Annotated in this window: 13 protein-coding genes; all 13 read right to left on the minus strand. The window is 42.3% G+C overall.

Annotation, left to right across the window (positions count from 1 at the left end; genetic code table 11):
* Nucleotides 1–809 precede the first annotated feature (809 nt).
* The 13 genes from ACFFAP_RS17555 to ACFFAP_RS17615 all read right to left on the minus strand — a co-directional run bounded on the left by ACFFAP_RS17555 (nucleotide 810) and on the right by ACFFAP_RS17615 (nucleotide 24,558).
* A complete protein-coding gene (locus ACFFAP_RS17555) occupies nucleotides 810–3,050 on the minus strand; it encodes an SBBP repeat-containing protein (RefSeq protein ID WP_375512406.1) in 2,241 nt (746 codons plus the stop codon).
* Between the two features lie 360 nt (nucleotides 3,051–3,410).
* On the minus strand, nucleotides 3,411–4,976 hold the full coding sequence (locus ACFFAP_RS17560; protein ID WP_375512407.1) for an MFS transporter: 1,566 nt from the start codon (nucleotides 4,974–4,976) through the stop codon (nucleotides 3,411–3,413).
* 8 nt (nucleotides 4,977–4,984) lie between these two features.
* The gene (locus ACFFAP_RS17565; RefSeq protein WP_375512408.1) at nucleotides 4,985–6,196 is read right to left on the minus strand and encodes a glycosyltransferase; all 1,212 of its coding nucleotides are present in this window, start codon (nucleotides 6,194–6,196) and stop codon (nucleotides 4,985–4,987) included.
* Nucleotides 6,197–6,312: 116 nt separating this feature from the next.
* Entirely contained in the window at nucleotides 6,313–7,233 is a 921-nt protein-coding gene (locus tag ACFFAP_RS17570; RefSeq protein WP_375512409.1) for a methyltransferase domain-containing protein, read from the minus strand.
* 105 nt (nucleotides 7,234–7,338) lie between these two features.
* Nucleotides 7,339–8,466, minus strand: a complete 1,128-nt coding sequence (gene glf / locus ACFFAP_RS17575; protein ID WP_375512410.1) for a UDP-galactopyranose mutase — start codon at nucleotides 8,464–8,466, stop codon at nucleotides 7,339–7,341.
* A gap of 41 nt (nucleotides 8,467–8,507) precedes the next feature.
* A complete protein-coding gene (locus ACFFAP_RS17580; RefSeq protein WP_375512411.1) occupies nucleotides 8,508–9,683 on the minus strand; it encodes a glycosyltransferase in 1,176 nt (391 codons plus the stop codon).
* A gap of 70 nt (nucleotides 9,684–9,753) precedes the next feature.
* Nucleotides 9,754–10,650: an SDR family NAD(P)-dependent oxidoreductase gene (locus ACFFAP_RS17585; protein ID WP_375512412.1), complete on the minus strand. Its 897-nt coding sequence runs from the start codon at nucleotides 10,648–10,650 to the stop codon at nucleotides 9,754–9,756.
* A 38-nt stretch (nucleotides 10,651–10,688) separates the two neighbouring features.
* On the minus strand, nucleotides 10,689–12,551 hold the full coding sequence (locus ACFFAP_RS17590) for a hypothetical protein (RefSeq protein WP_375512413.1): 1,863 nt from the start codon (nucleotides 12,549–12,551) through the stop codon (nucleotides 10,689–10,691).
* A gap of 50 nt (nucleotides 12,552–12,601) precedes the next feature.
* Nucleotides 12,602–15,499: a beta-ketoacyl synthase N-terminal-like domain-containing protein gene (locus tag ACFFAP_RS17595; RefSeq protein ID WP_375512414.1), complete on the minus strand. Its 2,898-nt coding sequence runs from the start codon at nucleotides 15,497–15,499 to the stop codon at nucleotides 12,602–12,604.
* A gap of 4 nt (nucleotides 15,500–15,503) precedes the next feature.
* Nucleotides 15,504–20,252 (minus strand): SDR family NAD(P)-dependent oxidoreductase, encoded by a 4,749-nt coding sequence (locus ACFFAP_RS17600; protein WP_375512415.1) that lies wholly within the window; start codon nucleotides 20,250–20,252, stop codon nucleotides 15,504–15,506.
* A gap of 197 nt (nucleotides 20,253–20,449) precedes the next feature.
* Entirely contained in the window at nucleotides 20,450–21,847 is a 1,398-nt protein-coding gene (locus ACFFAP_RS17605) for a hypothetical protein (protein ID WP_375512416.1), read from the minus strand.
* Between the two features lie 78 nt (nucleotides 21,848–21,925).
* Entirely contained in the window at nucleotides 21,926–22,231 is a 306-nt protein-coding gene (locus tag ACFFAP_RS17610) for an acyl carrier protein (protein WP_375512417.1), read from the minus strand.
* Between the two features lie 470 nt (nucleotides 22,232–22,701).
* Nucleotides 22,702–24,558, minus strand: coding sequence for a fatty acyl-AMP ligase (locus ACFFAP_RS17615; protein ID WP_375512418.1), 1,857 nt, complete (start codon nucleotides 24,556–24,558; stop codon nucleotides 22,702–22,704).
* Nucleotides 24,559–24,934 lie beyond the last annotated feature (376 nt).

Raw genomic sequence — 24,934 nt, forward strand, 5'->3', positions numbered from 1 at the left:
CGCCACCGCCACTTAATCGTAAGCGATCGCCAAAACGAATAACCCTCGAACTTAACTTTCCCAGGCAACAACAAGGACTATACTTGTTTTTCTTGCCTCCCTATTGTTCCGAGATGAATTTAATTGAGTCTAAGTGACATCAACTGAAAACTCATCAAATTGCTGGGCAAATGTTTGATAATAACTATGATTTAGCGATCGCAATTATTGATGGCATCTCAGCTAGAAGCCTCAAGGGTGAATATGCCCTTGAGCGTTTTATATTTAATTCCGCCTAGCTACTTAACGTAAATAGATTGTTTCAGATTTTTCTTAATTATCCTGCGATCGTAAATAGACCATGCTGTAGGGGTACAGCAATGCTTATTGGTGTCAAATTAATGTAAAAGCTATGTCCCATAAGGAACTCAAGTTTCTTACGGGACATAGCAAAAGTCATCTCTTGATGACTAAAATATACCAGAAAATCTTTAGTCTACTTCAGTAGACTAAAGCTTGTAGCGAATGGCACGCTTGTAAAGCCTAAAGGCTTGTGTCGCTTCGTTCCCAGCCTCAAGATTGGGAATATATGACCAGAGGCAGAGCCTCGCAGGATGGCTTAAGAGCCTTGAGGCTTTTAAGCAGTCAGGGCAAGGGCTTCCCCAAGCTTTTAGCTTCCTTCCCCCTGCCTTTTCCTTGAAATTCAACGGAAATTAAACCAGTGTAGTGTTGAAATTAACGAGAGCAATGATGGCACAAACCACGAAAATCATGTTCGCCTCCATTATTTTGTGGTTATAGTTTGAAAACACGCCCTAATCCTAATCATTTCAAATCACTATACTGCCATTATTAACTGCCTGAGCCAAAGCTGAAGGAAAAGAATTTTGAGACTGAGGGTCAAATATGCTGCCAAGACTAGAAACAATCTGTCCATAGTTGAATGCACTGCTACTACTACTGATTGCCTGAGCAGAGTTAGTGCTAATCCCTTGAGTCAAGTTAAGATTGATCCCCTCAGCAGGGTTAATTAGGTTATCGCCTTGAGGCAGCCTTTCCTTAGTTACTAAATCATTAGTGATATCAATGGTGGGAATTGATTCAGGATCGGCAATACTAATGACATCATTTGAACTGCCGATAAATTTTTGCAGTTTTCCTTTGTTGACGTCAAGTTGAGCCAACCAACCGTCCAGAGCTGAGGTATTAACGCCACCACTGTTCCCTAATAACCCATCAGTAGCTCCAGTAACGAAAAGATTACCCTTTGCGTCAGTAGTAACACCTATGGGGTAGTCAAGATTCTTTTTGCTTCCAAATTGTTGAATCCACTTGTTGTTGCCATCAGTATCGAACCTCGCCACCCAGGCATTATAAGATTCATCTTTTTGGCCTTTTCCTAACTTCCCGTTAGATTCTCCAATGATAAAGATGTTGTCTTTGTCATCGATCTGCATGTCCGATAGGTACATACCATCATCATCTGGAGAACCAAACTGTTTGGCCCACACTTGAGATCCATCTGGGGTAAGTTTGCTAATCCAAATATCGCGACCCCCGATTCCCTTTTTTCCTACCTTTGTGCCAATATCCCCTGTAGTCCATCCTGTAACGTAAACATTGCCTTTGCTGTCAGTGTCAACACCCCAAGCAAAATCAAGTCCCTGATTTGTACTTCCAAGCTGTTGAACCCACTGTACCTGCCCTGCGGTGTTCACCTTTGACACCCAGGCATCATACTTCAAAAGTTGTCGCGATGGGTCTGACTCTCTAACTAAGCCCTGAGTCCAGCCTACAGCATAGCTGTTGCCATCCTTATCAACGGCAAGGTCGTAACATTCGTCAAAAAATGGAGTTATGTCAAAAGGGAAGGTTGCTGAAGGATCCTTGATCAGGGTAAGCCACTGCTGGTTGCCATTGGTGTCAAACTTAGACACCCAGGAATTATCCTGAACGGCAAAATTGAAAATGTCTGTTCTTTGATTGTTGTTAATTTCTATTCCTGATAAGTAGACATTCCCTGCTGGATCTAGATCAAGTGCAAAGGCTCCACTACTAAAACCACCAGCAGTAAACTGCTTACCCCACACCTGATTGCCATTGGTATCATATTTAGCCACCCAAACATCAGTTTCTGTTTGCTTGGTTCCAAACAAGTTACCCGACGTGCCACCTGCCATGTAAGAGTTACCATCTTTGTCTGTAACCATCGCAAAGTTCGACTCATCACTAGAGGTGCCAAACTGCCTACCCCAAACCTGGTTGCCATTGCTGTCATATTTCGCTAGCCAAGCATCTGTAAAACCTTGATTGGTTCCAAACAATGACCCAGTGGTAGTTCCTGATATATAAACATTGCCAACAGAATCTGTTCCCGTAGCAAGACTGAGATCGTTTCCGGTAGTCCCTAATTGCTGAATCTTCTTGTTTTCTGTTGGTTTTTTTGGTGGTTTGTCACCGACAAACCGGAAATTATTTGACTTCAAATCTAAATTGACATCAGGCTTTTCAACCACAAAAGTTACAAGGTCAGGTGCTCCCTGTTGCAGTGAAAAGATAGCTTCTCCAGAAATAGGTCGTGCAACTCCTGGAACCTGTAATCCATTAATTTTTACGATTCGATAGTCTTTTGGTTTACCATTTAGCTGGATGACATCATTAGCTGGGCCGAAATCATAAATGACAGCATATTCGTTCAAACCAAGGAAGTCTGTAGTTAGTAGGGTAGCTGGGTTAGAGGTAGTATAGTAGGGCTGAGTTGTATCACCAAGAACAAATCTGTCTGCCCCTACAGATGGGATATTTCTATCTAGGATAAGAAAGGGATCACCACCTTGTTGAGCATTCTGAATATTCAGAATAATCTCATACTCTTCAGGAGAGTTGTCAAATAGATCGCCGAACAAATAATCTACATTTGTTGCTTGAGTGGCGCTTGCAATCGGATTGTCAGGATAAATGGTATCGTTTCCGGCACGACCGAAAAGGGCTTCAGAATCATTTGTACCCCCTCCGAGAACTATATCGCTGGCAGGTGTCAATAATGAGATTGCTAATTTTTCATCAGCCATTTTGTTTAAATCCCTTATTTCAGAAACAATTTAGATTTTTTCGAGACTCAGTTTCGGAGTTGTGACTAATTTCCGTTAACTGATGTTGATGCTTTGGTGGTTATATTTGGATATCTCCAAAGAATACTATCCAATAGTTAGGCCAAATAGTAAAGGATTTATTTTTGCAAGAGCGTCCTAGACATCGCTTTCACCGTTGGAAAATTAATCAAACAATAAATCCTAATTTTTAGCGTCGTTACATAAAACATCTATTTTGTAAAGTCTAATTTAGATCCGCTTACCTTGCTTCTTCTATTTAATATAAAAAGGAGAATTTTTAGCGTTGTTACATAAAACATCTTTTTTGTAAAGTCTAATTTAGATACGTTTACCCTGCTTTTTGTGTTTAATATAAACAGGAGAATTGTTAGTGATTTGGTTAAAAGTTGGCTGAACAAACACCAAAATCAAAAATGCTCCACCGACAAGGGCAATACTAGCTAGAAGCACAGTTGCATGTAGACCCGACACAAATGCATTGCTAATCGCCTGATGCATAGCTTGGGTAGAAATGTTGGCTGGCAGGTGACTGGGGACTTGAAATCCACCACGCAAAACATCAAGCATGAGGCGATCTTGGAGGTTTGAGGGTAGACCCCAAGCAAAGAGCGATCGCGCCAAATCTGAAGCTAGCTGTTGCGTGAGAATTGTTCCTTGGATAGCAACTCCTAAGATATTCCCAAGACGATTACTAGTGTTGATTACTGCTGAGGCAATTCCCACTTTCGTCGAGGGTACAGAACTCAGACCTACTGCTGCTAAAGGCGCGAGTGTCAAACCGCTACCGAACCCTGAAAGAATCAGGCTCCATAAAATAGTTCCATACTCTGTATCGGCATTGATTCGGATCAATGAAAACGTAGCTATGCTTGCTAGAATCAGTCCTGTCGCGATCGTAAAGCGCCACCCTAAGCGAGCAGCAAACCACCCAGAACATATAGATGCAATTACAAAAGCTCCATTCATCGGCAGGAAGCGCAAGCCCGCCGCCCCCGCCGAGTATCCTTGTACTTGCTGGAAGAACAGGCTGAAGATAAAAAGCAAGCTGACAACAGTGAAGAATACTAAAATTTCAACGACATTGACTACAGCAAACGTTGAATTGTGAAACAAGGTTAATGGTAGCATTGGGTGGCTACTGCGGGACTCAACAAATAAAAATGCCAGAAAGCTAAGTCCAGCAACTATCAGCAGCAAGACAATCAACGGCGATCGCCACAGCCCAGCATTCCCTTGGGTAAGTGCATAGGTAAGTGAAGCCAGAAAGATTACACTGAGCAGTAAACCAGGCAGATCAAGACGTTGTTTGTTGGGATCTTTACTTTCCTTAACAACACGCGAAGTCACCTGAAAAGCGATCGCCCCCAGTGGTAAGTTGAGAAAGAAGACGCTCTGCCATCCTAGAGTATCCACTAGCAGTCCGCCTAGTACTGGGCCAGCAACTAGGGCAAGTCCTGATACCGCAGCCCAAATACCAAGAGCTTTAGCTTTTTCCTTCGGTTCAGGAAACGTATCAGCAATGATCGAGAGAGAACCAGTCACTAAGGCAGCAGCTCCAAACCCTTGAAGAGTTCGCCCAGTAATCAAGATACTCAAACTTGGAGCCAGACCGCAAATTAAAGAAGCGATCGTGAAGATGACTAGCCCTGTAAGGAAAACTCGCTTACGTCCATAAATGTCTCCTAATGTTCCGCTTGGCAGCATTATACTAGCCGCAGACAAAGTGTAAGCGTTGAGAATCCACTGTAATCCCGACACGCCAGAGTTTAGACTTATCTGAATCTGGGGAAGCGCCACATTCATCACAGTGTCATCAAGATTGGCCATGAACAGAGCGAAACACATTGCCGCCAGCGTAACTGCTTTAATACGATCTTGATTCATCGCTTTCACTACCTCTGCTGGAGTGGTTCTGCCACTGTTGTTTTATTAGTAGCGAGAATCTTCTGTAAGATATCGGGAATTTCAAACACGGCTCTATTGTTCACAGCAGCGACATTTTCACGGTAGCGGGCAAAATTTTCTGGCTGAAGAAACTGCTCAACGGCTCGATCAATATCCCGAAAACTGCGGATAACCAGACCTACTTGCTGCTGTTGAATCCACTCAGTGTTATATTGTTCCTGTGGCACTGTCGCAGCACTCCGTTCTACAATCACTGGTAGCTTCATTACTAACGCTTCGCTGATGCTACCAGGGCCTGGTTTACCAATTAGAAAATCACAAAGATGCATATAGTGAGGAATATCTTTGGTAAAGGTGGTGACAAACCTTTTTTGAAGACCTTGGCTCTTACGTAAAGCTAAAGCTAGTTCTTCATTGCGTCCGCAGATAAAGATGAGTTGTAGCTTTTGTTGAAAACGCTCCAGACGCTTGGCAATTTCTAACATGACTTTGGAGCCATTACCCCCGAATAACACAAGTCCAGTCAGACAGTCTGGATCTAAACCCAACCGTTGCCTTTCCTGGGCGCGATCGCTCACAATCGGTTCATAAAAGCGAGGGTTAATTACTAGTCCGGAAGTTTTGACGATTAGCTCCTCCTTGACTCCCAAAGAACGAGCTTGCTTTACTGCTTTTTCAGTGCCACAGACTATATAACTTCCTGTTTCCGGTTCTATCCAATAAGCGGACGGAAAATCAGCAAAATCTGTGATAATTGTCAACAAAGGTATATCTGGTTTTACTCTCTGTAAACTTTCCCATATCATTTTATTAAACAACGGCACTACAGAAACTACCATATCTGGCTGTTGTTCGCGCCAGTGTTCTTCAAATATCCTCACACCAGCATCGTGATTTAGTTTGATCAGTAATTTATTAAAGGGCATCATCAGATGATGAATCCATGTCCAGCCGCTTTGCATGATTTGGTTGAGAACTTGATCTCCACTAGTTCCGAATAACCTATATATATCTAATGTCTGTTTTCCTTCTGCTAAACGCTGCGCTAATACGTCCACATCAGTAACACTAGTTTGACAGGGGAGTTGTTGCTCAATGATTGAAGATATCGCATTAGAAGTAGCGATATGCCCTCCACCACTATTTCCGGTGACAACATTGATCAAAAACTTTTTTTTTGGATATGAGGGTGATTGCATTGTTTCCATAAATACAAAATATTTCTTAAAAACAAAACTTTTTTTGTTATGCTGCTGTGCGAATTTCTATTCAACTGAGTTCAAAGAGCGACTTCATAAGGAAGGCGATCGTTGGATTAAATGCTTTTGCGAAACATGATGCTCATCCCAGAATGGAAACTGAGCCAATAACCGAAAATAGCGTAGAAGAGGAATTTATAAGAGGACAACGCTTTTCCTAGTTTCAACGGCTCAACAAAAACGTCTGGTGAGTTATCAAAGAGGCTCATGTAAACGTTATAAACTCGATTGTTGAAGCCGAACCAGGGTGTATCGTCATATTTCCGGTCAAAGAAATCTACAGGCTCCCATCCCTGATATCTCCCTAAGGATTCGAGGGTTTCACGCGTGTATACATGAAGGTGGTAGGGGATATGCATACAGTTAAAGTGATCGGGTAAGTCGGGTCGCTTGAGGTCGATATTAGCGGCGTTAGGTGTACTGATTAAAATGTAACCACCAGGAGACAGCATATTATTTAATTTAGTTAATAGATCATTAGGATCTTCAACATGTTCGATGACATCTTGAAGCGAGATGTAATCAAAAGGTCTACGCTGGAGGGTTTTTGGATCGCCAAAGCCGTCCTCTGGCCCATAAGGGTCATATCCATAGGAATTGGCAAAACCACGTTCTTGCAGATATTGTACAAACAGACCGTTAGCACCACAGCCATAATCGAGCAACGAGTCAGTCTTGGAAAACCCATGCTTTGTCAACTGGCGGCACAGATTTCCATAGAGAAATCGATATGACCATGTGAGTATTGCCTTAGCAGTCGGGTATTGTGCGTAGTAGTGGTCAAGATTTACGACATCTAAACAATGTATCGTCTTGCAATCGGGACATCGCCAAACCTGAAACTTTTCGCCTATAAAGGCTCTGATACTGCATGGGAACGTAGAAAATGCAGATTTATCATTTGGATCGACGCGATAATTGCAAATCGAACATTCAAGGCGTTGTTTGGTTGTACTAACGAGTTTTTGTTGAAGCATAATCTTTCTGTGAGAAAATATTAACAATTTTTTAGTCAGAACTTTAGGGAAAGAGTTCTATGTTTTTTATCCATCACAAGTGCGATCACATACTTAAGGGACTTTCTACATAGAATTCGCTATTTCTTTCTCAAACAAACCCAATGCCCGAAGCACTGCATGATCCATGTCATAATACTTGTAATCTCCAAGTCGCCCTGCAAATACTACTGTACCGTTGAGTTTCTCTACCTCTTTAAGGTATAAGCTTAGGCGATCGCGGCTCTGTTCATTGAGAATAGGATAATACGGGTCATTTCTCCCTGGTACATAAGCCTGGGGATATTCCATCACCAAGGTAGTTTTAGGAGAAGTTTGTCCTGACAAATACTTCTGCTCAGTGATGCGAGTGATGTCGTAATCGTTGGGATAATTAACTGTACCCACCTCTTGATACTGCTCTTGATCCAAAGTGTCGAATTGAAAGCGCAGACTACGATAGGGCAATTCACCATACATATAATCAAAAAAAGTGTCAATCGGGCCAGTGCAAAGTAGCCGATGAAACTTAACATCTTTGATAATCTCGCGGTAATCTGCGTTGAGCAGTATCTTAATGTTGGGATGAGCTAGCATTCGCCGGAACATTTCTGTATAGCCTAGCTTAGGCATAGCTTGATAGGGGTCTTGAAAGTAACGGTCATCCCGGCTTATATAAACTGGAACACGTCCTGTTACCCCCCGATCTAAATCCTCTGGTTTCATCCCCCACTGCTTGATTGTGTAATGCAAAAAAACATTTTCATAAATATAATCAGCTAAAAAGCTGAGATCGCCACTAGCACTCTCTCGCAGTTTTAAAATGGGTACTTTCACTCCAAAACCGAAGTTTTCTAAAAGCAAATTCTCCAGCTTCTCTGCATATTTCTCAGGAAAAAGTGCATAGAGAGAATTGAGATTAAAAGGGATAGGGACTTTCTTACCCTCCAAAACTCCTAACACATGATGATAGTAATGCCTCCATTCTGTAAATTGAGACAGATAATCCCATACTTTCTTAGACTTAGTATGAAAGATGTGAGGCCCATATTTATGAACGAGAATGCCATGCTCATTGTAATAATCGTAGGCATTACCCCCAATGTGGTCTCGCTGCTCTACAATCAGTACTCTCTGTCCAAGTTGAGTTGCTAGCCGTTCAGCCATTACACAGGCCGAGTATCCGGCTCCTACGATCAGCCAATCAAATAGCATATTATTTCACTCAGGTTATTTTTTTCGGATTGCTATATTCATCAAACTGTCGAGGATAACTGCTTATTTATCTCAACCGTTAGAGAAGGCGCAACTGAGAAAGAACTTTCAAGCATTTGTTCCAAAATATCAACAACTTCAAATACTCCTTGATTGTCGATCGCAGCAGCGTTGTCACGGTACTGAGCTAGAGTTTCCGGTTGGATTAGCTTTGCTACAGTTTGGTTAATATCCCGAAAATCGCGGACTACAATACCAATCTCATTTTTTTCAATCCACTCAGCCGAGGGTCGTTCTTGAAACATACTTAAGGCGTTGCAATCTGTAATTACTGGCAATTTCATTGCTATAGCCTCGCTGACACCTACAGAGCCAGATTTCCCAATAAAGAAATCTGACAGATGCATGTAGTAGGGGATTTCATTAGTAAAAGTTTCAATGAACCTTGGTAAGCGACTCTGTTGACGGCGCAAAGTATTTGCTATTTCTTCATTGCGTCCGCAGATAAAAATGAGTTGTAGATTTAGTGATGATTTCTCTAGAGAATCGGCAATTTCTAGCATTGCTTTTGATCCTTGACTACCAAAAGTGATTAAACCTGTAGGTAAATCTGGATCTAGACCTAAGCGTTCTCTTTCAATTCGGCGATCGCTATTTACGGGTTCAGAAAATCGAGGATGAATTACCACTCCGGAAGTGCTGAAGATTCGCTCTTGCGTATAACCCAAGTTTTTTGCTTGTTCAACTGCTCGTTGAGTAGGACAAATTAAGAATTGTGCTTGTGGATCAATCCAGAAGTGGGGTGGAGAATCGGCATGATCGGTCATTACGGTTGTAAAAGGCACACTGGGCGATACTGCTTGCAAGCTTTGATTAATCAGCCCGTTGATATAAGGCAGTAATGAAACCACCATATCAGGTTGATGCTGCTGCCAGTATTTTTTAAAACGTCCTAACCAAGCAAAATGAGAAAGGCGTATTTGTAATTTGAATGAGGGAACTAAGAAAGGGTCATTAATAATTTTTGCCCACTCTTTTTTAAGTATCAGTTGATTGTAAACATAATGTGGAGCAGTCGTGCCAATGATTTCTTTGAAAGCATCGACTATATGAATTTCCCAAGGCAATTGCCGCTTTTCAATCACTTTTTGCAAAGCATTAGCTGTGCTGCGATGACCTGCACCTAAATCATAAATCATCAAATATACTTTTTTCATGGTTTTACCATTTGGTTTGCTTCGGATTAGTGACAATCTTTTTTAAATTTCATATCTAAATTTGACAACATTATCTTTCAATGGTTTTGTCTGATGTTACTGTTAGCATTGATTTACTTCCACTGAATTTCGACGCAACAGGCTTTTGATTCTCGATGCGGAGTTGATTGAGCTTACCTACTCTCATCCACTGGTAAACTGTGTCTCCAAACTGGGGGAAAATTTGCCACAGCCCCATCAGCAGTTTTGATATAGTTGCTGTTATCGGATCTTGATTGACAATTACTTCTGCCTGATTCTGCTTAATAGCTCGGATGACGGCTTTTGCTACATCATTTGGTGTAGATGCGCCTGCTAACTTTGGTATCGGTACGCCAGTATCGGCAATCATTCCCTCACCAGAAACATATCCTGGACAGATTGCAGAAATCTTTACGCCAGTACTAACTAGTTCTTGCCTGAGTGCATCAGTCCACATTAGCAAACCAGCTTTGCTGGCAGAGTAAACACTGTTGTAAGGGTTACCCTTTTTACCAGCCAGAGAAGCAATATTAACAATGTGACCTCTGCTATGGGCTAACATCATTGGTAGTACCAAACGACTTAATTCCATCCCCGATAGCAAGTTAATTGTTAATATTGACTGCAACTCCGCAGTAGAATAATCTTGAAATTGCCTATATATTTCTATACCTGCGTTGTTAATCAAAATGTCAATTGGCCCTGCAACCTGATTAATCTGTTGAACGAGGTTTGGCAGATCCTCTAGCTTACTGAGGTCATATCTAATACCTAACCAGCGACCTCCTAAAGCTTTGACTTCGGCAGATACTTGATCTAGTGCCTCTTGCGATCGCGAGACACCAACTATAGTTGCCTTTTCTTTTGCCAAAGCACGAGCAATAAACACTCCTATCCCGCGTGAGGCTCCTGTCAGAAGTACTGTCTGACCTGCAATAATTGTCATGTTTGCTTAACATCCTTTTTCATCAGTACCAACCTAGTTTAGGAAATAGCAACACTTTCCTTAAGAGAAGGGAAATGCTTACCACCCAGTTCAATTTGCTCCTGTTCAACTCCAGTTTTGATTCTGGCAAGTAAATATTTCCAGTCAGAGGCGATGATATTTGTGCCATGATCTGGTTCTATCAAACTGGCTAAGGCAATATTGCTGCCATATTTATTCACTAGATTGTATATACCTAAAAAATTAAAAACTCCTGATTCATAAGTTCCACAAGGAACGGAGGGATTTTGAACTCCAGTGCAGTATTCATGGGGTTGCAACCACTCTTTTGAAGGATATCCGTGGAAATGAACCATTGGCATCCCATTTTCAATTAACTTTGGTGCGTATAAAGCAGCAGCCAGTGCGATCGCCACCATGACATAGATATCATAAGAGGGTTTGATATCACCGACTACAGAATTAAGACCTTTTGGCAACTGGAGTAATAACCTGTCTTGTAATCCAACCCTAAATACGTCTGTTTCTAAATTCAGGTTTGTTTTATTTGAGCCGGAACGAGCACTGGCAAGCCAGATGTCTGGTATCTGTTTAAATAGGTCTTTTTGGGCAATCTTGGTTTTGATATACCTTCTACCGATTTCATTTTGACGCAGTTCATCACGGCTGAATCCTGCGATCGTTGATAAACTGTCCCACTCCCTCTCGGATATTTCTACAGCTCCTATATATTGTGGCGCTTCGGCGTAAGCAACAAAACCGTAAGAAACTCCTGTTCTACCATTTATCATCCAGTCCACAATATCTCGGTGGGACTTTCTTTTCATCACATCGTTAATTTTAAAACCAGAAGGTAGTAAGTCTGTTGATGCTAACTCATTACCTAATTTGACTAATTGACCTGCATAGACAGATGTTTTTGAGTCATATTCACCAATTTCAAATCGACTTAAAGGTAATGGTTGAATTGGGACAAATATTTTAGGGATTAAAGACTTAGAAACAAACTCGTCAAGTAACTTTGTAGAAAATACCGAGTCGGAAAGATTCATGTTTAAGATAGAGATATTGGTGTTGTCAACCCCAATAACAATTTCCGAAAAGTTCTTAATTAAGGTATTTACACCAATTGGAATTTTTTGTTGATAAGGTGTTTTTGGATCAATTAGCTTTGGATTGAGTTTTGTTAAAACGATCGCTTGCGTATTTGTTGGGTCTTCAAGTGGTTGGACACTCTCTTCAGCCCAACTGATAAATTGCATAATTTTAGAAGCAGATATCGGGCTATTGTTGAAAACAAAACGAGAATATAATCGATACAGCAATTCTGCTACAAATATCTTCGCTTTACCAAATAAAGAAGGATGTTTTTCAACATCTACAACAGCATTAACACCTGATTTAACCACCCTTGTGGTGATATTTCTTTTCCAATTAACTAAAGGAATAGTAATTTCGTAGTTAAACTCTTTAGTTGCTTCTTCCCAAGATAAAATCTGAACTCCGTTTTCTTCTAATTTATGTTCTAACTCTTTCCTAAACTGTAAAACTGTTTCTTCTTTGTAACCATTAGGCAAAGGTCTAAAAGTAACTTTTAGCCGATTTGCCATAATTTTTGGATCGATGACAGGAGGGATAAAACCTGTAATTTTCCGACAATAACCACCAATCAAACGGCCAATTGTTTGCAAACTCAGGTCTTGAGTTTTAGTTGTATTATCACTAACAGTATCACTGCTTTTTTGCAGAAAGGCGAGAATTTCTGTTTTACGTTCAGCTAGTTGTGTGCGGATTTCTGGTGTTAATAATCCTTTAGGAGAATTAATCTTGAGTTTATCATTATCTGTCCACAACTGAACGCCTTGATGATTAAGATTTTCCAAAAATTCTGATACGTTCATAGATTCACCATCTTTGTTGTTATGTAATTTTTTCTTAAACAGCTTTGGTGTTAAATTTCAAAGGTTTCTGATTCAGAAGCTTCTACTTCTTTGGCTAAGTGCTGTGAAAGAGACTCTATAGTGGGATAATGCACCAATAGAAGTGGAGACATATCAAGTCCGAGGAATTGTTTTCCAGCACTAGAAATGGCGATCGCTAGCACGGAATCTAAACCGTAACTATCAAAAGGTAGCCGGATATTGATTTCATCGGGTTTGACTCCCAGTTCTTGGGCAATTTGGTTAACTAACCAAGCTTGAATATCTTCTGCTGTCAGAGACTTGAGACTTAGCTGCTGCAATGTTATGTTGGTCTCCTCTTCAGTTTCGGTCTGCTGGTGTTGCTTCTCTAATAGCTGAAATAGTCTAGGCAGCAAATTCAATTCTGCTTGTGAGAGTTCTGCGGTCATTTCTAACTGCTTGACTAATTGTTTGAAATCTGCGTTATTGAGAGATTTATTTGGGGAAAAGCTCTCAACTTTATCGTGCCCATTCCGATTAGCTCCAAACCAGTGACGCTTTCGCTGCCAGGGATAGGTTGGTAATTGCAGACGTTGACGCGAGTAATCTAGATCAAAAGCTAACCAGTCTACTTTTGCCCCATGTACATATAAAGCTCCCAAACTTTCTAGTAGCTGTTGCCAATCTTCTTTTTCTGGATGCAGACTAAGAAGCGAAAGTTTTTCAGTTTCAGATAAGCGATCGCTACCTATTTCTACAAATATTTCATACCCCTGTTGAGCTATAATATTCACGCTGGCAGCATTTACGGGTTGTCGTAGTTGCTGACACCAGTACTGAGGGGTAGCTATTTCACCAGTTATATGAGAAATTACGGGAATTCGTGGTTGGGAATAGGTTACTTCCCTAGCGATTTGCTCAAACTCGTCTACTTGGGATTTGGCAACCAACTTTAAGCCATTTTCCAAGCTGAAAACTCCAGCTACACAGGCAGCAACGTATTCCCCAATATCATGACCCATAACTGCGGTGGGTTCTATACCCCAGGATTTCCATAATTGGAAAAGGGCATATTCTAGGGAGAAGAGGGCAGGGGGGGCAGGGGGAGATTGAGAGAAAAGTATCTCTAGTAATGGTTGCTCTAAGTAAGGACGCAGGATTTGATCGCAATGGTCGAGGGTAGCACGGAAGGTAGGTTGAGTTTCGTAGAGTTTACGCCCCATTTCTAGATACTGGGAGCTAAAGCTTGTGAAAATGAAGGCTATTTTAGGAGAACCTGCGACCTTTCCTTTAAATAACCCTGCTACTTCTTGCCCACCCCTGAAGGCGGCTAGCTTTTCATAAAGTTCGGTAGATGAAGATGCTACCACACTTAAGCGATGCTGAAAGTGCGATCGCCCGCTATTGGCACTAAAGCAGATATCTCCTAAAGCTAAGTCTGGGTTAGCAGCCAAGTGCTTCTCATACCGTTCGGCTAACTCGATTAGAGCTTCGTCTGTCTTCGCTGATAGTGCCAGTAGGTGTAGGGGGCGTTCTATTGAGCTTGGCGCTACTTCTGAAATTGGAGCCTCTTCCAGAATTACGTGAGCGTTAGTGCCGCTAAAGCCAAAGGTATTCACTCCCGCCAGTCTGCGCTTTGCTCCTACAGTCCAGGGCATTAGCTCAGTCGGAACTTTTAGGCTGAATTCATCCCATTTAATATAAGGATTAGGCTGCTGAAAATGCAGGTGGGGTGGAATTTCTCCATGTTGCAGAGCCAGCACCACCTTAATTAAACTGGCGATCCCAGAAGCGGGTTCTAAGTGACCAATGTTGGTTTTTACTGAACCAATAACCAAAGGTTTATCTTGAGGACGATTCTTACCAAACACTGCCCCCAAAGCTGCTACTTCAATCGGTTCTCCAACTGATGTCCCTGTACCCTGAACCTCTACATAGTCAATCTGGGCTGAGTCTAGGCCACTATTTTCTAAAGCTTGGCGAATCGTAGCTTGCTGAGACATCCCATTAGGAGCAATTAAGCTACTACTGCGACCATTGTGGTTTACCGCAGAACCCCGAATCAAGGCTAAGATATTGTCCCCGTCAGCCAAGGCATCTTTGAGGCGCTTTAGAACAACGACACCACACCCTTCTCCTTTTACAAAGCCATTAGCAGCAGCATCAAAGGTTTGACAGCGACCGTTAGGATTTAGCATGTGCGACTTGGAGAGAGCAATGCTGGTGTCTGGTACGAGATTCAAGCCAACTCCGCCAGCTAGGGCTAAATTGCACTCTCCCAGCCGCAAACTTTGACAAGCTAAATGCACTGAAACTAATGAAGAAGAACAAGAAGTATCGATCGCCATACTCGGGCCTTTTAGCCCTAAAATATACGACAAGCGCCCAGCCGCTACGCTCAAGGAGTTGCCGATCGCGCTAAAAGCGTCGATTTGGGTTGAGTCTCCTATTGACGACATTACCTTGCTGTAATCATTGAGGTAAATGCCGATAAACACTCCTGTAGAACTGTTATACAAATGCTCTGGTGCAAGAGTTGCATTTTCTAAAGCCTCCCAACCAACCTCTAGTAAGAGTCGTTGTTGAGGATCTATACTTGCTGCTTCTCTAGCTGAAATCCCAAAGAATTCTGGGTTAAAACCATCTACCTGAGTCAAAAAGCCGCCTTTGCTGGTACACACTTTGCCAGGAGCATCAGGATCTGGGTCATAGAATTTTTCAATATCCCAACGGTCAGCAGGAACTTCAGTAATGGCATCAACTCCGTTGCGTAACAGTTGCCAGAATGCCTCTGGATTGTCAGCACCTGGAAATCGGCAACCCATGCCAATGATGGCAATTGGTTCTCGTTTGGCGTACTCCAGCAGGTCAACTTTAGCTTGTAGGTCTTCAATAGCCCGAAGTGCCCGCTTGATGGGTGATACAGTCTTTTCTTGTTCTGAATTCATCTGTTCAATACCTCATGCTCTCTAATTTACCAAGTAACAGTGCTTCAGCTTCGCTGTCTGATAAATCGTCAAAATATGACTCAGCTACAACTTGCTCCTCATAGTTGGTTTCTTCTAACTGCACAGCAGATTCATCAGAAAATGCCGCGATCGCTTCTTTAAGTAGATAATCGACAAGCGCTTCTATTGTGGGATAGTCAAAAATTAAAGTTGCAGGTAGAGAACAACTCAGAGTACTTTCCAAACGGTTCTTCAACTCCACCGCCATCAGAGAATCTATGCCTAGATCAAGAAAACCTTGCTGCGGCTCTAATTCCGATGAATCAATCCCCAGAAGCTTAACAAGTTCAGTTTGGATGTGAGCAATTAAAAGAGTTTGTCGCTCATTTACAGGGGCTATCTCTAACTGTTGTAAAAATTTTGTTCGCTGCAACGATGGTTTGTTATCTATTGCAATGAAAGATTCCAGAAATGGCAAAACCACACCTTGAGGAATTTGTTGGCAGAACTTAGACCAGTTAACTGGCAATACTCCTACTTGGGCTGTATCCTTTCCTAGCAAATTTCCTAATATCTGCAATCCCTGCTCTAGTGGTATTGACTCAATTCCTTGGGCAGCTAATCTTGCTTGGTGGTGGTTTCCCAGAGTTGTAGCCATGCCAGCATCTTTCCAGAGTCCCCAGTTGATGCTCAATCCTGGCAGTCCCGACGCCCGACGATAATCGGCTAAGGCATCCATGAAAGCATTAGCGGCTGCATAATTTCCTTGACCTGGCGAACCTAATAATGCGGCAGCAGAGGAAAATGTTACAAAGAAATCCAATTGTAACTGCTGACTCAATGTGTGCAGAATCCAAGTTCCTTTGACCTTTGCTGCCATAACTTGCTCGAAGGACTTCCAGTCCTGCTGTAGGAGAATGCCATCCTGAAGCATACCAACAGCGTGGAAAATTCCTCCCAGAGGCGGCATTGAGTTCTTAATATCCTCGAATACTCTGACCATATCACTGCATTGGGCTACATTAGCTTGGGCGAGCGCTACCTTAGCTCCCATGTCTTCCATCTTAGCGATCGCTTGGAGTACTTCAGCAGATGCCTTTTTGCGTCCAGTCAGCATTAAATGCCGCGCCCCTTGCTCTACCATCCACTGTGCTACTTTTAGCCCTAACGCCCCCAGCCCTCCAGTAATCAGATATGTACTATCTGAGTGTAGAGACATTGATCGAGCCTCTGGAATTTCGCTGCGGATCAGACGAGCCACATAACGCTGTCCTTCTCGAAAGGCGATTTGGTCTTCCCCCTGAGAATCCCAAATCTCTGCTAACAGATTTACTGCTTCATCTGTGGGAGCATCGGGAGCTAAATCTAGTAGTCCTCCCCACAACTTGGGATGCTCTAAAGCAATAACTTTACCCAATCCCCACAAAGAAGCCTGGGCTGGAGCTTGCAATGAAGAGACTGCTGGTACTGCTCCCCTGGTTACTAACCACAAACGGGGCGAGGCGAAGCGATCAGCAAGAGCTTGTACTAAATGCAGGGTACTGGCACAACCAAGAACCTGAATCTTTTCTAGCAAAGGGATAGTTAATTCTGAAGTCAATCCTGCTTCTAAGCTCCAGAGGTGAACAACTCCTTTTAAAGGTAACTTGTTAGTTTCCATTACCTCTTGGAAAAGCCGCTCAAAATCGGCTGGGTTCGATGGATTAACACTCCAAGTTCCAGGCTGTTTAGCTTGATAGCTGTCTCCAGGATAAACCAGAAAACAACTTTCACCCCGCTCTTGTAAAAGATGGGCTAGGGCTTCTCCAACACCCCAGCTGTCAGCCAAAATCATCCAGCTACCAGATTCGTGAGCGCTGATTTGGGTCAACTGACGCGGCTTGGGCTGCCAACTAACTTCGTAAAGCCAATCTTTGTAGGATGCTGCTGTTAGTTGTTGTTGATGTTGCTTGGCTAATATTTCTAACAGTTTAGGCAGTACTTTAATTTCTTCTTGAGAGAATTCTGTTGCAGTTTGTAAGTATTTGGCTAGTTGTTGAGTCTCTCCTTGATGCAAGAGATTGAAGATTTGAGTCTGGATACGATCTGGGGATAAAGACTCTATTTTTGAATGCCCATTATTAACTGCTTCAAACCAATAGCGCTGGCGTTGAAATGGATAATTCGGTAACACCACTTGACGACGGGCATAGTCTCTATCAAAGCCATTCCAGTCTATGAAAGCGCCACTGACGTACAATACCGCCAAACTGTCAAGAAGTTGTTGCCAATCTTCACGACGAGGACGCAAGCTAGGTAGCCAAACTCCCTCTCCCTCTGGTAAACAGTGACGACCCATTCCCATTAGTATTGGCTTGGGGCCGATCTCTACAAATATCTTGTAGCCTCTCTGATACAGCGCCTCCATACTGTCTACAAATCGTACTGGCTGCCGCACATGATTGCACCAATACTCAGGAGTAGCGATTTCATCTGTAATTGGTTGACCAGTGAGATTGGAAATTAGGCTGATTTTAGGTGAAGAGTAGGTAATATTTTTGGCTATTTGCTCAAACTCACTTAGTATTGGTTCCATTAAGGGAGAGTGGAAAGCATGAGAAACTTGTAATTTTTTCGTCGTGATTCCTTCTGTCCGCAAAATGCTGGTGATTACTTCTGTAACGTGGCGATCGCCAGAAATTACTATTATGTTAGGGCCATTAATGGCAGCAATCGTCACTTGGGGATAAGGTTGAATAATTGAGGTTACTAAAGCTTCCGACGCAAATACCACCATCATCTCACCATCTTGGGGCAACGCCTGCATCAGACGAGCGCGTTCGGCAATCAGCTTCAGACCATCTTCTAAACTAAATATCCCTGCGACACAAGCAGCCGCATATTCACCGACGCTATGCCCCATGACTGCATCTGGCTTGATCCCCCAGGATTCCCATAATCGAAACAGAGCATATTCCAGAGCAAACAAGGCTGGTTGAGTGTAGGCAGTTTCATCTAAAGATGAAGATTTGCCCGCTTCAGGATAGAGAATCTCAAGTAAAGGCTGGTTAAGGTATGGATGCAGAATTTGGGCACATTTGTCAATAGCTTGCCGAAAAATCGGTTGGGTATCGTAGAGTTGGCGACCCATACCGACATACTGCGATCCTTGACCGGTGAATAAAAATGCTAGCTTCGGCAACTTCTTTTTCGTTACTTGCCCACTCTTAAGACCGGAAGTATCTTCTCCAGCGCTAAAAGCACTCAATTGCTGACACATTTGTACAGCAGATTCACTAATAACAGCGAGGCGATGCTCAAAATGCGATCGCCCTGTATTGCTACTGAAGCAGACATCCGCCAACGACACTTCTGGGTGAGACGCAAAGAAATCTTGATACTGTTGTGCTAGTTCCGCTAGAGCCGGAGCAGTTTTCGCCGATAGGGTCAGAATGTGCTGGGGGCGTTCGGCTTCACTCGTGACTGGGGTTTGCAGTGACGCTTCTTCTAAAATTATGTGGCAATTAGTGCCACCGAAGCTAAAAGCGCTAACCCCTGCCAAGCGACTTCCAGGGTAAGACCAAGGCTGTAGCTCAACAGGGATGGCAAACGGTGTACCTTCCAGAGAAATATAAGGATTAAGCTGCTTAAGGTGCAGATGGGGGGCAATTTCCCGTTGTTGCATTTGTAAGACCACCTTGATCAAGCCAGCCATGCCAGCAGCACCTTCCAAATGACCAATGTTGGTCTTGACTGAGCCAATCCAACAGGGTTGGTCTGGGGAACGACCTTCCATCAGCACGGCTTTGAGGGATTTAACCTCAATTGGGTCTCCTAAAGAAGTGCCAGTGCCGTGAGCTTCCACATAGCTAATCTGGGCTGGCGCAACTCCAGCCTGTTCTAGGGCTTGGCGAATAACCGCTTGCTGAGAAGGCCCATTCGGGGCTGTCAGTCCATTACTTGTACCATCTTGGTTGACTGCCGAGCCTCTAATCAGCGCCAAAATCTTGTCTCCATCATGGAGGGCATCTTCTAGACGCTTAAGTACGATGATACCGCAACCTTCTCCTCTGCTATAACCATCAGCACTAGCGTCAAAGGTCTTACAGCGACCGTCAGGAGCCATCATCTGAGCTTGAGAGCAAGAGATTGCAGGCTCTGGAGCTAACATCAAGTTAACTCCTCCAGCGAGGCAGAGATTGGACTCTCCGTTTCGCAAACTCTGACAAGCTAAATGAATTGCTACTAATGACGAAGAACAAGCCGTATCTATGGCCATACTGGGGCCGCGCAGATTCAGCAAGTAAGATAGACGATTGGCGGCAATGCAAGGAGTGGTACCGGTGGCACTAAATGCACCGATCTGAGAAGAGTCTTTATAGATAATTTTGTGGTAGTCAGCGTTGGTAATACCAATGAATACCCCCGTTTGGCTACCCGTTAGAGTTTTTGGTACAACCCCAGTATTTTCTAAAGCTTCCCAAGCTACCTCTAACACCAATCTTTGTTGGGGATCAATATGTTCTGCCTCGCGGGCAGAAATTCCAAAAAAGCTGGGATCAAACAAATCTACCTGATCTAAAAAACCGCCCGAACGGGAGTTCATTTTGCCTGGTGTAGCTGGCTTAGATTCATAAAAGGCGTCTATATCCCATCGTTCTGGTGGTACTTGGGCGATCGCATCTACTCCATTACGCAAGAGATGCCAAAAGGACTCAGGATTTTTAGCTTTGGGAAAACGGCAACCAATGCCAACAATTGCTATGGCTTCCATCAAAATATTATGCCTCTTTTTAACTAATTACTAATTCGTAGTTAAGAATTCAATTACGAATTGCGAATTAGGGATTTCCAAGAAATAAATTACCCAAATAAACAAACCGCAGAGACGCCGAGAACACAGAGAACACACAGGAATAAAGAAGAGAGTTGTTTGGATATTTTTTATTTGGAAGTCCCTGATGAATTGCTTTAACTCTCTTGAGCCAAAACCGATTTGGAGAACTCTTTAAAGACCGGAATATTGTTTTGAATTGCTTTGTCAACTGAGGCTCCAGCAGCCATGATCCCCATGTTACGGTTGACAGACCACTGATAGTCTAGGCGACTAAATAATCTTTGCATCAATTCCAAAAGACTATGATGATATTTTAGCGCGGTTTGGAAGCCTTCATGTTCTTGGCAGAAGCATTTTTCCATCCAATTGAGTGCTTCTTTGGTTTCCATGTTGAATAGAGGAGACTTCAAAAGCTTATAGAAAAAGAGCATTAACATGGGGTCATCGTAAACACAACGACCGGGTAAAACTCCAGAAAGTCCGCTCAAAAGGTTGCGTTGGATCTGATAGACTATCGAACCAGATATAAATTTCTCGTAAGCAGTTGGCTTTGGGAAATCCTTATACATATCTCTGGCAATCGTTTGAGAGATCGTGGTATGAAAAGCCTCGTCCAATAAGTGGTAATAGGAAACAGCTGTTGGGGTGGGAATATACTCGCCTTTTTGCTCTAACTCTCGGTAATACCTCACATAAGGATATTCTTGATTTTTGAGAATCGCATTAGCAGTGTAGCGCAAAGAATAGTACTGACATGCCATAAACGGCGACATACCCCAGTTAACAGTAAAAAACCTTAACCAGTAGCGGGGTGCGATTCGCCCTGCTAATCCATCTGCTGGTGCAGGAATAGGCTCGCCTTTTTCCTCTAAATCTCTCAAATACTGAGAATAATACTGTTTTTTATCGCTCAACATTGTCTTAGCGATCGCAGTTAAGGTATTGTCTCGCTGTGTCGAAAAGGGAGAACTTCCTTGAGTAGAGGTGAAATACTCGCGCACAGGTTGAGGAATCAAAAGATTAAGCCAACTATTATTGTCTTTTTCTGTTTTGCCATAAAGGGAATTACCTAATATGGTTTTGCCGACAATACCCATTTTCGATTTGTAACCTATCTTTTGAAAGGTACGAATGTGGTAGCTTTCTTGATCGGTTTCAAAGTCCAGTTCATCACATAGTGTTTCGTAACCACCAACGGCACGAAAAACACCAGACGTAACCATGTTGTAAATACTTGTACTGGCTTCGCTAACAGCAGTATGGTTATAATTGCCAACCCAATAAAGATGGTTAAGCGCTAGTTTTTGTGTGTCAGAAGCAGCATCGTAAAGAGGAGTTCCATAAAGAAGCGAAAGGTCGGGTTTACTCCAATAATAATTGCTATTTTTGGCGTAATTGAATTCATTACCAAGTTCTTTAATTTTCTCGGTATAATCTGAGTCTTGATTATTTTGGTAAGTTTTTTCAATGCGTTGGAAGTGCTTTGGCTCCTGCGCTTCTAACGGAGTCAGAGTTTTGTTTATAGTTACCATGATTTTCTCCTGAAATAATCGTTAGATGGTAGTGACAATTTTCACTGATGCTGGCGTGAAATATGAAGAGAATTGAGATTAACTTTTAGCTTTTAACTCTGAGTTCAAATGCTGAACTAGAGCCTCGACAGTCGGATAATCGTACAGTAGGGTTGGATCAAGTTCACATCCCAACCAGTCTTCTAGGTCACCTGTCAAACCAACTGCTGCTGAAGAGTCTAAACCATAGCGGTCAAAAGGTATTGTGACTTCGATCTCCTCAGAATCAACTTCCAGCAAGTCAGCTAGATAAGAGACTATCCATACTTGAATCTCTGTTGCTGTTGGGATCTGCTTGAGTGCAACTGTAGGTGTGGTATTTACTTCAATATTCTGCATTGTCATGGTTTAAGTCCTTGCCTATGTAGATGTTTTAACAATCAAATGCGTTTAATTTTGGCACTACCCAATTTTTTCACTGCAACCATACCTCTTTTAGAAATATTCACATTTCAAACCAAGCTAAAAAACTTTAGAAGATAAATGATCCCAGCATCTGGAGCTATCTGCCACTACTGCAACTCAGCTATTGGAAATCGATGATAGTTGTCAATCTAACTGCCTATAGATAGACCTGTAGAGAGTTTGCAGGTATTTATTTGCGATCGCTCTCTTCTGTGATCGGATTTAATCAAAAACTCATCAAAGCATGATAGTTGTCCATTTAACTGCCTATAGATAGACCTATAGAGAGTTTGCAGGTATTTATTTGGGATCACTCTCTTCTGTGATCAGATTTAATCAAAAACTTATCTTGGATATCTGTTATTTAGTTGGATCGGTTTGAATCTTTTCTTAGATAATCCGATTGCTGTTCATAGGTGCTTAGTAGGTGTTAACTGCTTTAGAACAGAATCAACGTCTGCTTCTAGATCCTTAAACTTAGCTTTGTCCTGAGGATTCTCAGTCCAATCCTCCATCACATCTAAGCTACCGGAAAGAAATGCAGTTCGACAAGCTTGACGGCGAATTTTGCCACTAGAGGTTTTGGGAATACTTCCAGTCTTGATGAGTACTGTAGCAAATATATCCAGCCCATGCTGTCCAATCACTGCTTGTCTAACATTTCCGACAATTTCTTGAACGTTTAACTTCCGCAAGTAACTCCGTTCTACCTCCTGAACAATAACTAGTCGTTCGGAACCCTTGAAATCGATGGAAAATGCTGCTCCTGAGCCAGGTTTAAGGGCTGGATGACTATTCTCAACAGTTAGTTCAATATCTTGTGGATAATGATTTTGCCCTCTAATGATAATTACATCTTTGAGTCTCCCTGTAATAAATAACTCCCCATCTTGCAAAAATCCTAAGTCTCCAGTGCGAAAAAATGGGACTGAAGTTGCACTATCGCTAACACCAGTATCTACTAAATACGCATGAAAAGTTTTCTCTGTCTCCTGAAGTTGATTCCAATAACCTTGAGCAACACTCCGGCCTGCTACCCAGATTTCCCCCACTTGCTCAGGCGCACACATCGTTAAGGATTGGGGATCAACAATAACAACTTTCTGATCAGAAGGACTTTGCCCACAACCTACTATTGTCTGGATATCTCCCCGACTCTCATGCTGCTTTACAATTCGGTTTTGCTCTAATGCTGCTTTTTCTACGTTGCAAGTGATTGGTAAAGCTGTTTTCTCACCTCCGCTTACTATCAGAGTGGTTTCTGCCATACCGTAACAAGGATAAAATGCTTCCTTGCGAAAGCCACAAGGTGCAAAAGTAGAAGCAAACTGCTCCAAAGTCTCAGCACGGACAGGTTCAGCACCAGTAAAGGCAACCTCCCAACTGCTGAGATCGAGAGTCGCTAACTGTTCGGGTGTCACCTTGCGAATGCAAAGATCATAAGCAAAGTTTGGCCCGCCACTAGTTGTAGCTTTGTAGTGAGATATTGCCTGCAACCAACGAATTGGTTTTTGGAGAAAATCTACTGGAGACATAAGAATGCAAGGAACCCCTAAATATAAGGGTTGCAAGACATTTCCAATGAGTCCCATGTCATGGAAAACAGGCAACCAACCAACAACAATAGTTTTGTTTGTATGTCCGAAGGCTTTCTCAATCATCCGCTCGTTATGCAACAGATTCCCATGAGTGATCATCACACCCTTTGGTGTCCCTGTAGAGCCAGATGTATACTGGAGGAAAGCTAAGGTATTACCGATCAATTCTTGCGGCTGCCATGCTTGTGCTAGATCGTTATTCAACTCATCGGTAGCTAGCCAATGCAATCCAGAAATTTCTAAATCTTCTTGAGTGAAGCCAGTTTGGAGGTTATCTAAAATAGATTTAGAAGTCAGTACAATCTTGGCTTGGGCATCTGCGGCTATTGCCTGCAATCTGGACAATTTTTGATTTCGTCGGGGTGGATATGCCGGAACAGCAATAACGCCTGCATATAAACATCCAAAGAAAGCAGCAATAAAATCTAGACCGGGTTGATATAGAAGCAAAGCACGTTCACCGCCAAGATTTAGAGCCTGAAGACTAGCTGCGATCGCTTGTGCTTGCACATGTAACTCTCTATAAGTCAACGAGGCTGCTTCTGTCTCTACACTTTGTAAAAAAGTATAAGCTTTCTGTTCAGACTGATTTTTTGCTCTATAAATCAGCAATTCAACTAACGTTGAAAAATGATGCGGACTTATCAAGCTGTTGGAATAAACACTCATTCAATGTGCCTCTATTCAATTACAGTTATTTTTGTCAGGTAGATATTATCTTTAATCTGCGTCAGAAATTTAGGGCGATCGCATGATGTCAATAAGACTATCTTATTTTCTAAAGATTCTGAGTTAAGCTCACTAAACCCTGTATATTAACAAAGATTTAAGTGAGGGGTTTAAAGCTTAGAAAATAAATTAAATTACAAATACTGATTTATTCGTTGCTGATTCACGTTCGTTGTGAGCAAAATTAATTTAGATGGGTTTACCCGATTCCACAGATTATAGATAACTTTTGTTTTTGCTTGATAATTTTAGAATATAGTTAATTGTTTTATAAGTCAATACACCATTTAAAATTTTCTAATACAATCCTTATATT

This window comes from uncultured Nostoc sp. (assembly GCF_964245575.1).
Lineage (GTDB): Bacteria > Cyanobacteriota > Cyanobacteriia > Cyanobacteriales > Nostocaceae > Nostoc.

Coding starts and splice junctions, on each gene's coding strand:
- ACFFAP_RS17555 (WP_375512406.1), bottom strand. CDS start 3,050: ATGGCTGATGAAAAATTAGCAATCTCATTATTGACACCTGCCAGCGAT.
- ACFFAP_RS17560 (WP_375512407.1), bottom strand. CDS start 4,976: ATGAATCAAGATCGTATTAAAGCAGTTACGCTGGCGGCAATGTGTTTC.
- ACFFAP_RS17565 (WP_375512408.1), bottom strand. CDS start 6,196: ATGCAATCACCCTCATATCCAAAAAAAAAGTTTTTGATCAATGTTGTC.
- ACFFAP_RS17570 (WP_375512409.1), bottom strand. CDS start 7,233: ATGCTTCAACAAAAACTCGTTAGTACAACCAAACAACGCCTTGAATGT.
- glf (WP_375512410.1), bottom strand. CDS start 8,466: ATGCTATTTGATTGGCTGATCGTAGGAGCCGGATACTCGGCCTGTGTA.
- ACFFAP_RS17580 (WP_375512411.1), bottom strand. CDS start 9,683: ATGAAAAAAGTATATTTGATGATTTATGATTTAGGTGCAGGTCATCGC.
- ACFFAP_RS17585 (WP_375512412.1), bottom strand. CDS start 10,650: ATGACAATTATTGCAGGTCAGACAGTACTTCTGACAGGAGCCTCACGC.
- ACFFAP_RS17590 (WP_375512413.1), bottom strand. CDS start 12,551: ATGAACGTATCAGAATTTTTGGAAAATCTTAATCATCAAGGCGTTCAG.
- ACFFAP_RS17595 (WP_375512414.1), bottom strand. CDS start 15,499: ATGAATTCAGAACAAGAAAAGACTGTATCACCCATCAAGCGGGCACTT.
- ACFFAP_RS17600 (WP_375512415.1), bottom strand. CDS start 20,252: ATGGAAGCCATAGCAATTGTTGGCATTGGTTGCCGTTTTCCCAAAGCT.
- ACFFAP_RS17605 (WP_375512416.1), bottom strand. CDS start 21,847: ATGGTAACTATAAACAAAACTCTGACTCCGTTAGAAGCGCAGGAGCCA.
- ACFFAP_RS17610 (WP_375512417.1), bottom strand. CDS start 22,231: ATGACAATGCAGAATATTGAAGTAAATACCACACCTACAGTTGCACTC.
- ACFFAP_RS17615 (WP_375512418.1), bottom strand. CDS start 24,558: ATGAGTGTTTATTCCAACAGCTTGATAAGTCCGCATCATTTTTCAACG.